Source organism: Oceanimonas pelagia (assembly GCF_030849025.1).
Lineage (GTDB): Bacteria > Pseudomonadota > Gammaproteobacteria > Enterobacterales > Aeromonadaceae > Oceanimonas > Oceanimonas pelagia.
Genome location: NZ_CP118224.1, coordinates 2,438,593 through 2,451,008, shown reverse-complemented (window position 1 = coordinate 2,451,008; position 12,416 = coordinate 2,438,593). Strand labels below are relative to the sequence as shown.

The window sequence follows — 12,416 nt, the reverse complement described above, 5'->3', positions numbered from 1 at the left end:
GCGCACTTTTCTGCTAACAAGGATTCCCATGAAGGTAATCGAAGGGCTGATGGCCGCACCCGAGGCCAAAGTGGCCATCGTGGTCGCCCGCTTCAACAGCTTTATCAACGACAGCCTGGTGGCCGGTGCCCTGGACGTGCTCAAGCGTCAGGGTCAGGTCAAGGACGACAACATTACCCTGGTACGGGTACCGGGCGCGGTGGAAATCGCCCTGGCCTGTAAAAAGCTGGCCAAAACCGGCAAGTACGACGCCATCGTGGCCCTGGGCTGCGTGATCCGCGGCGGCACCTATCACTTCGATCTGGTGGCCAACGAAAACAGCAAGGGCATGGCCGGCGTGATGATGGAGTACGAAGTGCCCATCGCCTTTGGCGTGCTGACCACCGAAAACATTGAACAAGCCATCGAGCGCGCCGGCACCAAGGCGGGTAACAAGGGCGCGGAAGCGGCCCTGAGCGCGCTGGAAATGATTAACGTCCTGCAGCAGCTGGACTGAGAGGAGTACTGCATTGAAACCGTCTGAACGCCGCAAGGCCCGCCGACTCGCCACCCAGGCCATTTACCAGTGGCAAATGACCAAAGACAACGTGGCCGACATTGCCCAGCAGTTTGCCCTGGAGCAGGACACCAAGGGCGTGGACATGGACTACTTCCGTGACCTGCTGTTTGGTGTGTCGGTGCATGCCAGCGAACTGGATGGCGTCTTTTCCCCTTACCTGTCGCGCCCGCTGGCCGAGCTCGACATGGTAGACAAGGCGGTGCTGAGGTTGGCCTGCTACGAGCTGACCCGGCGTGAAGACGTGCCTTATCGGGTCGTGATTAACGAAGCCATCGAGCTGGCCAAGGCGTTCGCCGCCGAAGACAGTCACAAGTTTGTGAATGGTGTGCTCGACAAGGTCGTCAAGCAGTTGAAAAAATAACGAGATGCATTGGGAAAAAAGCCAGCTGAACGCTGGCTTTTCATTTTCTATGAATGAATTTGAAATAATAAAACAATATTTTACCGGTCACAGTGGTCGCAAGGACGTGATCATGGGCCCGGGTGATGACTGCGCCCTGTTGCAAATGCCGCCCCATACCACCCTGGCGGTGAGCACCGACACCCTGGTGGCGGACGTACATTTCTTTGCCGACATGGACCCCGTGGCCCTTGGTCACCGGGCGCTGGCGGTGAACCTGTCGGATCTGGCGGCCATGGGCGCCGATCCCTGCTGGGTGTCGCTGGCGCTGACCCTGCCGAAGGCCGATGAAGCCTGGATCAGGGGCTTTTGCGAAGGCTTCTTTGAACTGGCGGAATATTACAACGTAGCGCTGGTGGGCGGCGACATGACCAAGGGGCCGCTGTCGATCACCGTGACCGTGCACGGTACCCTGCCGGAGGGCAAGGGCCTGCGTCGCAACGGCGCCCGGGCCGGCGACGGCATTTATGTGACCGGTACCCTGGGGGATGCGGCCCTGGGGCTGCAGCAGCAGCTGGGCAACATTGAAGTGCGCGAGCCGCACCTGGCCTTTGTGCGCAACAAGTTCGAGCATCCGCATCCGCGCATTCTGGCGGGGCAGGCCCTGCGCGACATCGCCTCCAGCGCCCTGGACTTGTCCGATGGCCTGCTCGGCGATCTGGGTCACATTACCAAAGCCTCCGGGGTGCGTGCCCAGCTTGAGCTGGAGCAACTGCCCCTGAGCCAGGCCATGACCGACACTGTCGGTCAGGAGCAGGCTTGGCAACTGGCCCTGACCGGCGGCGACGACTACGAGCTGTGCTTTACCGTGCCCGAGGTACACCGGGGTCAGCTGGAAACCGCCCTGGCCCATTGCGGGGTGAAGTTCACCCGCATCGGACGCATGGTGGCCGGCGAGCCCGGGGTGGAGCTGATGGCCGAGGGCAAGCCCCATGAGCTGAACGCCAGCAGCTGGGATCATTTTCGGGGGGGCGAATGAGAAAGCCCGAGCTGGCGGCGCTGAAGCTGTCCAACCCGTTGCACCTGCTGGCCCTGGGCTTTGGCTCTGGCTTAAGCCCGGTGATGCCGGGCACCATGGGCACCCTGGCGGCGATTCCGTTCTACCTGCTGATGGCCGGCCTGCCGCTGTGGCTCTATGTGGCCCTGCTGGTGGTGGGCTTTGTCGCCGGCATAAAGATCTGCAATGCCGCTACCGCTGCCATTGGCCGGCACGATCACGGCGCCATTGTGTGGGACGAGTTCATCGGCTTTGGTGTCACCATGCTGGCGGCCCCGGCGGGCTGGCAGTGGATCGCCATCGGCTTTGTGCTGTTCCGTTTTTTCGACATGGTCAAACCCTGGCCCATCGGCTGGTTCGATCGCCGGGTACACGGCGGATTCGGCATTATGCTCGACGATCTGATTGCCGGCCTGTTTGCCCTGGCCTGCCTGCAGGGGCTGGCGTTTTACCTCTGATATATCGCATCGCCCCCACGCAGGAACGTCCTTCATCACGGAGTCTCATCATCTCTTTCCCCCGCCAAGAAACGTCATTCATCGCGAAGGCGGGGACGGGGGCTCTGTCCGGCCCGGCAGGGTTTCACAGGCCGGCGCCGGGCTTACGGATGGTTGCCGTGCGGACATTCCCCTTCTTTGCCTGAATCTGGTCTTGCCGTTTGTCTGTTCCGACAAAACCAGGCCGGCAAGGCGCCGGTTCGTGATTTGGCGTTTTACTCTCTGCTTCTCACTGTGTGTCATCACCTGTATGTCAATGATACGTTAGTCATAAACGCTGCATTTAATTTGCTGCCTTGAAAACATGTGCTGTAAAAGCGCCATCAAACCAACACATCAATCTTTACCTTTACCTTGAGAGCAGATTAGAATGCACCGAAATGTTATTTTTTTGTTGCATTTTGCGTCGGTGGAATGTTGTCGATTGGGGCTATAGTAAAGGGCACTTCAGCCCCGGCCGCTCCGGCGCAGCAACGGGAGCCAGTCCCGTTTAAGGATGAGCATGTCGTTACTGGAAGTGAAAAACCTGCGGATTGAATATCCGTCCCGCCACGGGGTGATGGCCGCCGTGGACGATCTCTCCTTTACCATTGAAAAGGGGGAAATTCTCGGCGTGGTGGGAGAGTCCGGCGCCGGCAAGTCGACCATTGGCAACGCCGTGATCGACCTGCTCAGCCCGCCCGGGCGCATCGCCCGCGGTGATGTCTACCTGGATGGCGAACACATCTCCGGTCTGCCGCCCGCCGCCATGAGCACGGTGCGGGGCAAACGCATCGGCTTTATTTTTCAGGATCCCATGACCTCCCTGAACCCGCTGTTTACAGTGGAGTTTCAGATGGTCGAAACCCTGCTGGCCAACACCAGCCTCAGTCGCGAGCAGGCCCGCAAAAAGGCCATTTCTCTGCTCGATGCCGTGGGTATTCCCCAGCCGGAACTGCGCATTCAGCAGTACCCGCATCAGTTTTCCGGCGGCATGCGCCAGCGGGTGGTGATCGCCATCGCGCTGTCCTGCGATCCCGAGCTGATCATTGCCGACGAGCCCACCACGGCGCTGGATGTGTCGATTCAGGATCAGATCCTTAACCTGATCCGCGGCCTGTGCAAGGAGCGCAACGTGGGCTGCATGCTGGTCACCCACGACATGGGGGTGGTGTCGAACGTCACCGATAGGGTGGCGGTGATGTACCGGGGCAAACTGATGGAGATTGGCCCCACCGAACGAGTGCTGGGCAGGCCCGAACATGCCTATACCCGCAGTCTTATTTCCGCCGTGCCCCGCTCCGACATCAAGCTGCGTCGCTTTCCGCTGGTGTCCTACATTGAAGACGCCAAGGAAAAAGCCAGTCTGGATCTCAAAACACACTGGCTGGGCCAGAGCCAGGATCAGCGCGACTATGAAGGCGCCCTGTTAAGAGTTGAGCACTGCAACCTGCGCTTTGTGACCAAGGATTCGATTTTTCCGTCGCGCCGGCAATATCTGCAGGCCACCAACGACGTCAGCTTTGAGATCCACGAGGGCGAAACCTTCGGCCTGGTGGGGGAGTCCGGCTCCGGCAAGTCCACCATCGCCCGGGCCATCACCGGCCTGTATCCGCCCGACAGCGGCAGCATCTGGTTCGAGGGCATCGAACTCACCGCCATCAGAACCGAGCAGGAGCGCCGCCCGCTGCGCCGGCAGATGCAGATGGTGTTTCAGAATCCCTATTCGTCCCTCAATCCGCGTATGCGGGTGGCAGACATTATCGCCGAGCCCATTCGCTTTCACGGTCTGGCCGAGAATGAGGCGCAGATCCGCGGCATTGTGGCCGATCTGCTCGACTATGTGGGACTGGGCCGGTCCGCCGGGGTGAAATTTCCTCACGAGTTTTCCGGCGGTCAGCGCCAGCGCATCTCCATTGCCCGCGCCCTGGCTACCCGGCCGCGGCTGCTGATCTGCGACGAGCCCACCTCGGCGCTGGATGTGTCGGTGCAGGCGCAGATCCTCAACCTGCTCAAGGATCTGCAGGACGAGCTCAGGCTCACCATGCTGTTTATCAGCCACGATCTGCCGGTGATCCGGCAGATGTGCGATCGCATCGGGGTAATGAAAAAGGGCACCCTGGTGGAGGTGGCGCCCACCGAGCAACTCTTTACCGGAGCGGCAGATCCTTACAGCCGCTCGCTGATTTCCCTGATGCCCGAGTTCAGGGGCATGTCCCGGGAAGGACTGGATATTTCGCAACAGGCGCAAGGCCAACATTAACCCCGTAAATGGAGTGCTACATGAAAAAAGGACTCAACAAAATCGCCGCCGCCCTGGTGGCTGCCGGTTTCGCCTTCAGTGTGCAGGCCGCCGACATCACCATTGCCTACGACGCCGATCCGGTGTCGATGGATCCGCACGAGCAGCTTTCCGGTGCTACCCTGGAAATGTCGCACCTGGTGTTCGACCCCCTGGTGCGCTGGACCAAGGATTTTCAGTTTGAGCCCAGACTGGCGGAAAAGTGGGAACGGGTGGATGAAAACACCATGCGCTTTTACCTGCGCCAGGGGGTGAAGTTTCACAGCGGCAACGAGTTTACCGCCGATGACGTCGTCTGGACTTTCAACCGCCTGAAAACCTCGCCCGACTTCAAGGCCATTTTCGAGCCCTTTGCCGAAGCGAAAAAGGTGGATGATCATACGGTGGATCTGGTGACCAAGGGCCCGTTCCCGCTGGTGCTGAACACGGTGACCTATCTGTTCCCGATGGACTCCAGGTTCTACACCGGCACCACCGCAGACGGCAAGAACAAGGCCGAAGTGGTCAAGCACGGCAGCTCCTTTGCCTCCACCAATCCGTCGGGCACCGGTCCGTTCAGGCTGAAATTCCGCCAGCAGGGGGTCAAGGTGGAGTATGAGCGCAACGCCGATTACTGGGATAAAACCTCGCCCGGCAACGTGGACAACATGACCCTGGTGCCGATCAAGGAAGACGCCACCCGGGTGGCGGCGCTGCTGGCCGGCGACGTGGACTTTATCAAACCGGTGTCGCCCAACGATCACAAGCGGGTAGAGTCCGCCGGCGGGGTGAAGCTGATCACCGAGCCGGGCACCCGTATTATTACCTTCCAGCTCAATCAGGACCGTTTTGAGCCGTTCCGCGACGTGCGCGTTCGTCAGGCGGTGAACTACGCCATCAACCAGGAAGGCATCGTCAAGCGCATTATGCGTGGCTTTGCCACCACCGCCGGGCAGCAGGCCCCCGCCGGTTATGTGGGCCACAACCCGGAGCTGGTGCCGCTTTATGATCTGGACAAGGCCAAGGCGCTGATGGCGGAAGCGGGTTACAAGGACGGCTTCAAGCTCAGCATGATCGCCCCCAACAACCGCTATGTGAACGACTACCGCATTGCCGAGGCGGTCAAGGCCATGCTGGCCCGCATCAACATCGACGTTGAGCTTAAAACCATGCCGGTGGCCCAGTACTGGCCCGAGTTCGACAAGTGCGCCGCCGACATGCTGATGATTGGCTGGCACTCCGACACCGAGGATACCGCCAACTTCTCGGAGTTCCTCACCATGACCCGCAACGAGGAAACCGGTCGGGGCCAGTATAACTGCGGCCACTATTCCAACCCGGCGCTCGACAAGTTGATCGAGGAGGCCAACCTGGAAACCGACGGCGCCAGGCGTGAAAGCATGCTGCAGCAGGCCGAGAAGATGCTCTATGACGACGCCGCCTTTGTGCCCCTGCACTGGCAGAACCTGGCCTGGGGCGCCCGTGACGGAGTGCAGGCCGAGGCGGTGGTGAATGCCATGGACTTCCCCTACCTGGGTGATCTGGTCGTCGAATAAACCGGTAGGGACTCGGGACTGGGGATTAGGGACCAGGTTTGTTCCAGTCCCCAATCCCCGATCCCTAATCCCGCAGTTGGAACTTAAAACATGTTCACTTTTCTGCTTAAACGGGTGTTTCAGGCCCTGGTGGTGATGTTTGTCATCAGCCTGGTGGCCTTCTCGATTCAGGATAATCTGGGTGACCCCCTGCGTGAGCTGGTGGGTCAGTCGGTGTCGGAAGAGGTGCGTCAGCAGATGCGCGACGACATGGGCCTGAACGATCCCTTTTTGGTGAAGTACGGCCGCTTTGTGGGCAATGCGCTGCAGGGCGACTTTGGCACCTCCTATTTCTTCAAGCAGCCCACCCTGGAGGTGATTTTTGACAAGCTGCCGGCCACCCTGGAACTGGTGTTCTGCGCCAGCGTGCTCATTATTGCCCTGAGCATTCCGCTGGGGGTGTATTCCGCCATCAAGCCCAGAGCCGTGCTGTCCAAAATCATTATGGGCGTCAGCATAGTGGGCATTTCGGTGCCGGTGTTCCTCACCGCCATTCTGCTGATGTATGTGTTTTCCATCGAGCTGGGCTGGCTGCCCGCCTATGGCCGGGGTGAGCTCACCAGCCCCCTGGGCTGGGAGTCGGGGCTGTTCAACTGGCAGGGCTTTCGTAATCTGATTTTGCCGAGCATGGCGCTGTCGTCCATCATGCTGCCGCTGTTCATTCGCCTGGTGCGTTCGGAAATGCTGGAGCAGCTCGGTGCCGAATATGTGAAATTTGCCTGGGCCAAGGGCCTGGACAAGTACCGCATCTGGTTTGTGCATGCGCTCAAAAACACCCTGCTGCCGCTGATCACCGTGGGTGGGGTGCAAATCGGCACCATGGTGGCCTACACCATTCTCACCGAAACCGTGTTTCAGTGGCCGGGTATCGGCCTGCTGTTCCTCGAGGCCATTACCCGGGTGGATACGCCGCTGATCACCACCTACGTGATTTTTGTGGGCTTTATCTTTGTGGTGACCAACACCATTGTCGACTTGATCTACGGCCTGGTGAACCCCACCGTTAACCTGGCAGCAAAGGGATAAGCGCATGAGCACCGAACTTCAACTGAGTCGCTGGGCCCGTTTTTGCCGCTCCGACTTTCTCTATCATTTTCTGCGCGACAAGGTCGCCATGGTCAGCTTTGCGGTGTTTGTGGCGCTGGCGGCGTCGGCCTTTCTGTCGCCGGTTATCGCGCCCCACAACCCCTATGATCTGGCCACCATCGACATTCTCGACTCCGAGCTGCCGCCGAGCTGGCTGGACATGGGGGACGAGCGTTTTGTGCTGGGCACGGACGTGCAGGGCCGTGACATTCTCAGCACCATTCTCTATGGCTCGCGGGTGTCGCTGATCATCGGTCTGGGCGCGGTGGCGCTGCAGCTGGCCATTGGCATCGTAGTGGGGCTGAGCGCCGGTTACTTTGGCGGGCGCATTGACAACTTTCTTATGCGCATTGCCGATGTTCAGCTGTCGTTTTCCACCATGATGGTGGCGATTATCGTGTCGGCGGTGTTTCAGGCCACTCTGGGGGCCGACTTTTACGCCCGCTATGCGGTGCTGATGCTGGTGGTGATCATCGGGCTGGCCGAATGGCCGCAATATGCCCGTACCATTCGCGCCACCGTACTCGCCGAGAAGAAAAAGGAATACGTGGAGGCGGCGCGAGTGATGGGCTTCAGATCCATGCGCATCATGTTCCGCCATATTCTGCCCAACTGCCTGTCGCCGATTCTGGTGATCTCCACGGTGCAGGTGGCCAACGCCATCATGAGCGAGGCGGCGCTGTCCTTCCTCGGCCTCGGCATGCCGGTAGACAAGCCCTCGCTGGGGTCGCTGATCAGCATGGGCTTCAGCTACATCTTCTCCGGCTCCTGGTGGATCACCGCCTTTCCCGGCATTTATCTGGTGGTGCTGGTGCTGGTGATCAACCTGCTCGGCGACTGGCTGCGGGACGTGTTCAACCCGAAGATTTACAAAGGGTAAAACATGGCTGTAAGCCATCAGCTTTAAGCTATAAGTTCGTTATGACCTGCAGGCACAGCCTTGTGTCTGCAGGTTTTTTTGTGTTCGTCATTCCGGGCTTGAGCCGGAATCCATACTACAGGCAACCTTGGTAGCTTTGCGCCAGCTGAAGCGGTGCCTGCAAACAACAACGACTTACAGCTGACAGCTTACGGCTTACAGCTCGCGGTGTTTATGGTTATCATCTCGCCTTTACTGCCGTTATCCCGGAGCCCGCCTTGCTCGCCACCCTGTATTCGCTGTTTCCCCTTGCCTTGCGCCGGCAACTGGCCGGAGGCCTTATTCTGGCGGCCATGGTGCTGATCGCCGCCGGTCTGCTGGGCCTGCCGCTGGCAACCCACTGGGCGGGGCTGGCCTACTGGTGCGCGGCAGCGCTGCTGTGGCCGGGGCTGGCCAAACGCAACCGCACCCAGGCGCTGGTGTTGTTGCTGGTGGGCGGCGGCTGTCTGGCCTGGAGTGCGGGGCAGGGGGCCGAGGTGGATCCACAGCGACTGCTGGCGGGCAACAGCGGCCTGCTCTCCATGCTGGTGGCGGTGAGCTTTTTAAGCCTGGTGAGCCGGCCGACCGAAGCCGACGAGCGCGTGCCCAAAGGCCGCCGGGCGCTGGCGTCCACTCTGGCGGCGGTGCATCTGTTTGGCTCTGTGATCAACCTGTCGTCGGTATTTATTATCGGAGATCGCCTGGCCCGGCGCGGCAGCGTGACCCGGGAGCAGGCGCTGGCACTGATTAGAAGCTTTACCGCCGCCGCCTTCTGGTCGCCGTTTTTTGCCGCCATGGCGGTGTCCCTGAGCGTGGCCCCCGAGGCCCGGCTGAGCATCCTGTGGCTGGTGAGCATGCCGCTGGCGCTGTGCAGTCTGCTGCTGACCGGCTGGCAACTCAGCCGGCCCGGTGGCGCCAATGCCCCGGTCAGTGAGTTTACCGGCTATCCGCTCCATGCCGGCGGTCTGTTGCTGCCGGGCCTGCTGGCGGCGGCGGTGCTGGCGTTGCACGAATGGCAACCACAGCTGTCCATTCTGGCGGTGATCACCCTGATGGCGCCGGCGCTGACCCTGATCATGCTCACCCTGAAGCGGCAACGGCCGCTGGCGGCGGTGGGCGGACTGGTGAGTGGCCGGTTGCCGCAAATGGGCAACGAGCTGGCGCTGTTTCTGGCCGCCGGGGTGCTTGGCTATGGCCTGGAAAGCCTGTTTTCCACCCTGGGCGGCAGCCTGCCGCTGACGCACTTCGGCGCCCTGGAAGCCAGCGTCACCTATCTGGCCACCGTGACACTGGCGTTGCTGGGCATTCATCCCATTATCTGCATCTCGCTGGCGGGGGCGGTGCTGATGCCCCTTGCGCCCAACCATACCTTGCTGGCGCTGGTATTTTTGTCGTCCTGGGCGGTGGGCACCGCCACCGGGCCGTTGTCGGGCATCAACCTGGCGTTTCAGGGCCGCTACGGGCTGGACTCGTTTCGCATCATGCGCTGGAACCTGGGCTACGCGGCGGCCATGTCGGCACTGGTGGTGGCAGGAATTTTTGCGCTGGCGACCCTGCTCGGGCTGGCGTAATAGCGGGGAGGGTGACACAATCGGGAGCGGCAAAACGGGCTGAACCGGCCCCACAGGAGACGACCGTGAAATTTATCTGGCTCAAGGTGTTGCTCACCGTGGTGATTTTTGCCGGCCTGTTTGGCTGGGTCTATTACAAGGTGGCCAACGGCGGAATCTGAGTGTGGCAACCCGGTCACACGCCGCGGTAGCAGGCGGCGTTTGGGCGAGGCGGGGGCCGAGACGGTCTGCACAAAAAATATGCGGCAACCCGGTTGGGCCATTTGCGCACGGCGGGGTTCTACTGCATAATGTGCGCCTCGAAATCTGAGGTGCGGTGTGCTGGTACTCTTCGCATGCTCCGTCTACTTCTTTAATCAACCATATAAAGTTGCATCATGTCTGACTTATCACATTACAGAAATATCGGTATTTTTGCTCACGTTGACGCGGGCAAGACCACCACTACCGAACGTATCCTCAAGCTGACCGGTAAAATCCACAAGGCGGGCGAGACCCACGACGGTGAGTCCACCACCGACTTCATGGAGCAGGAAGCCGAGCGCGGCATTACCATTCAGTCCGCGGCCGTAAGCTGCTTCTGGAAAGGTCACCGTTTCAACGTTATCGACACCCCCGGACACGTTGACTTCACCGTTGAAGTGTACCGCTCCCTGAAGGTACTGGACGGCGGTATCGGCGTATTCTGTGGTTCCGGCGGCGTTGAGCCCCAGTCCGAAACCAACTGGCGCTATGCCAACGAATCCGGCGTTGCCCGTATCATCTTCGTGAACAAGCTGGACCGTCTGGGCGCCGACTTCCTGCGCGTGGTACAGCAGACCCGCGACATTCTGGCCGCCAACCCGGTGGTAATGGTACTGCCCATTGGCCGTGAAGACGAGTTCAAGGGTGTGGTTGACCTGCTGACCCGCAAGGCCTACATCTGGGACGACTCCGGCGAAGCCGAAAACTACGTGATTGAAGACGTGCCGGCCGACATGGTTGACATGGTTGAAGAATACCGCGAGAAGCTGGTAGAAAGCGCCGTTGAGCAGGACGACGACCTGATGGAAGCCTACATGGAAGGTGAAGAGCCCTCCATCGAAGACATCAAGCGTTGCATCCGCAAGGGTACCCGCACCATGGCCCTGTTCCCGGCCTACTGTGGTTCCGCGTTCAAGAACAAGGGCATGCAGCTGGTGCTGGACGCCGTGAACGACTACCTGCCGAGCCCGACCGAAGTTGATCCGCAGCCGCTGACCGACGAAGAAGGCAACGAAACCGGCGAATACGCCATCGTTGACGCCGACGCCCCGCTGAAGGCGCTGGCATTCAAGATCATGGACGACCGTTTCGGCGCCCTGACCTTCGTGCGTATCTACTCCGGCCGTATCAAGAAGGGTGACACCATCCTCAACAGCGCCACCGGCAAGACCGAACGTGTGGGCCGCATGGTGGAAATGCAGGCCGACGAGCGTACCGAGCTGGAATCTGCCCAGGCCGGCGACATCATCGCCATCATCGGCATGAAGAACGTGCAGACCGGTCACACCCTGTGTGACGTCAAGCACCCCTGCACCCTGGAAGCCATGGTGTTCCCCGAGCCGGTAATCTCCATCGCCGTTGCGCCGAAAGACAAGAACGGCTCCGAGAAGATGGGTGTAGCCATCGGTAAACTGGTTGCCGAGGATCCGTCTTTCCGCGTTGAAACCGATGAAGACTCCGGTGAAACCATCCTGAAGGGCATGGGCGAACTGCACCTGGACATCAAGGTAGACATTCTGAAGCGTACCTACGGCGTTGAGCTGGTTGTGGGTGAGCCGCAGGTAGCCTACCGCGAAACCATCACTGCCCAGGTTGAAGACAGCTACACCCACAAGAAGCAGTCTGGTGGTTCCGGTCAGTACGGTAAGATCGATTACATCATCCGTCCGGGCGAGCCGAACACCGGTCTGGTGTTCAAGTCTTCCGTTGTGGGTGGTAACGTACCGAAGGAATTCTGGCCCGCCATCGAAAAGGGTGTTGCCAGCATGATGAAGACTGGTCCGATCGCCGGCTTCCCGGTACTGGACATCGAGTTCGAGCTGGTTGATGGTGCCTACCACGCCGTTGACTCCTCCGCCATCGCGTTTGAAATCGCCGCCAAGGGCGCCTTCCGTCAGTCTCTGCCGAAGGCCCAGCCGCAGCTGCTGGAGCCGGTGATGAAGGTTGACGTGTTCACTCCGGAAGACAACGTGGGTGACGTTATCGGTGACCTGAACCGTCGTCGTGGCATGATCAAGGATCAGAACGCCGGCGTGACCGGTGTGCGCGTGAAGGCTGACGTACCCCTGTCCGAAATGTTCGGTTACATCGGCTCTCTGCGTACCATGACTTCTGGCCGCGGCCAGTTCTCCATGGAATTCTCTCACTACGCTCCCTGCCCGGCCAACGTGGCCGACAAGGTGGTTGAGAAGGTGAAAGAGCGCAAGGCTGCCGAAGCCAAGAAGTAATTCCGGCTAACCCCGCTTACTTCGATAAAAACCGCTGCTTCGGCAGCGGTTTTTTTATGCATCTGAAGGAAGCAGCAGGCCT

At 60.2% G+C, this 12,416-nt stretch carries 10 protein-coding genes; all 10 read left to right on the top strand.

Going from position 1 to position 12,416, the window contains the following annotated elements; all coding sequences use genetic code 11:
- The first annotated feature begins 28 nt into the window (after positions 1-28).
- Positions 29-496, top strand: coding sequence for a 6,7-dimethyl-8-ribityllumazine synthase (gene ribH / locus PU634_RS11720; protein ID WP_306761000.1), 468 nt, complete (start codon positions 29-31; stop codon positions 494-496).
- 13 nt (positions 497-509) lie between these two features.
- A complete protein-coding gene (nusB, locus tag PU634_RS11715; protein ID WP_306760999.1) occupies positions 510-920 on the top strand; it encodes a transcription antitermination factor NusB in 411 nt (136 codons plus the stop codon).
- Positions 921-969: 49 nt separating this feature from the next.
- Complete coding sequence (thiL, locus tag PU634_RS11710) at positions 970-1,938, top strand: thiamine-phosphate kinase (RefSeq protein ID WP_306760998.1); 969 nt, start codon at positions 970-972, stop codon at positions 1,936-1,938.
- Positions 1,935-2,414 (top strand): phosphatidylglycerophosphatase A, encoded by a 480-nt coding sequence (locus tag PU634_RS11705; protein WP_306760997.1) that lies wholly within the window; start codon positions 1,935-1,937, stop codon positions 2,412-2,414. The genes thiL and PU634_RS11705 overlap by 4 nt, the downstream gene beginning before the upstream one ends.
- A 541-nt stretch (positions 2,415-2,955) precedes the next feature.
- Entirely contained in the window at positions 2,956-4,695 is a 1,740-nt protein-coding gene (locus PU634_RS11700; RefSeq protein WP_306760996.1) for a dipeptide ABC transporter ATP-binding protein, read from the top strand.
- Positions 4,696-4,715: 20 nt separating this feature from the next.
- On the top strand, positions 4,716-6,269 hold the full coding sequence (locus PU634_RS11695) for an ABC transporter substrate-binding protein (RefSeq protein ID WP_306760995.1): 1,554 nt from the start codon (positions 4,716-4,718) through the stop codon (positions 6,267-6,269).
- Positions 6,270-6,359: 90 nt separating this feature from the next.
- Positions 6,360-7,334: an ABC transporter permease gene (locus tag PU634_RS11690; RefSeq protein ID WP_306760994.1), complete on the top strand. Its 975-nt coding sequence runs from the start codon at positions 6,360-6,362 to the stop codon at positions 7,332-7,334.
- Between the two features lie 4 nt (positions 7,335-7,338).
- Positions 7,339-8,274 carry an ABC transporter permease gene (locus PU634_RS11685; RefSeq protein ID WP_306760993.1) on the top strand — a complete coding sequence of 312 codons (936 nt, stop codon included), beginning with the start codon at positions 7,339-7,341 and terminating at the stop codon, positions 8,272-8,274.
- Positions 8,275-8,531: 257 nt separating this feature from the next.
- Positions 8,532-9,863: a hypothetical protein gene (locus PU634_RS11680; protein ID WP_306760992.1), complete on the top strand. Its 1,332-nt coding sequence runs from the start codon at positions 8,532-8,534 to the stop codon at positions 9,861-9,863.
- 377 nt (positions 9,864-10,240) lie between these two features.
- The gene (gene fusA, locus PU634_RS11675; RefSeq protein WP_306760991.1) at positions 10,241-12,334 is read left to right on the top strand and encodes an elongation factor G; all 2,094 of its coding nucleotides are present in this window, start codon (positions 10,241-10,243) and stop codon (positions 12,332-12,334) included.
- Positions 12,335-12,416 lie beyond the last annotated feature (82 nt).

What these genes read in the sequence shown, in the direction of transcription:
- ribH (WP_306761000.1), top strand. Translation starts at nt 29, where the DNA reads ATGAAGGTAATCGAAGGGCTGATGGCCGCACCCGAGGCCAAAGTGGCC.
- thiL (WP_306760998.1), top strand. Translation starts at nt 970, where the DNA reads ATGAATGAATTTGAAATAATAAAACAATATTTTACCGGTCACAGTGGT.
- PU634_RS11705 (WP_306760997.1), top strand. Translation starts at nt 1,935, where the DNA reads ATGAGAAAGCCCGAGCTGGCGGCGCTGAAGCTGTCCAACCCGTTGCAC.
- PU634_RS11700 (WP_306760996.1), top strand. Translation starts at nt 2,956, where the DNA reads ATGTCGTTACTGGAAGTGAAAAACCTGCGGATTGAATATCCGTCCCGC.
- PU634_RS11695 (WP_306760995.1), top strand. Translation starts at nt 4,716, where the DNA reads ATGAAAAAAGGACTCAACAAAATCGCCGCCGCCCTGGTGGCTGCCGGT.
- PU634_RS11690 (WP_306760994.1), top strand. Translation starts at nt 6,360, where the DNA reads ATGTTCACTTTTCTGCTTAAACGGGTGTTTCAGGCCCTGGTGGTGATG.
- PU634_RS11685 (WP_306760993.1), top strand. Translation starts at nt 7,339, where the DNA reads ATGAGCACCGAACTTCAACTGAGTCGCTGGGCCCGTTTTTGCCGCTCC.
- fusA (WP_306760991.1), top strand. Translation starts at nt 10,241, where the DNA reads ATGTCTGACTTATCACATTACAGAAATATCGGTATTTTTGCTCACGTT.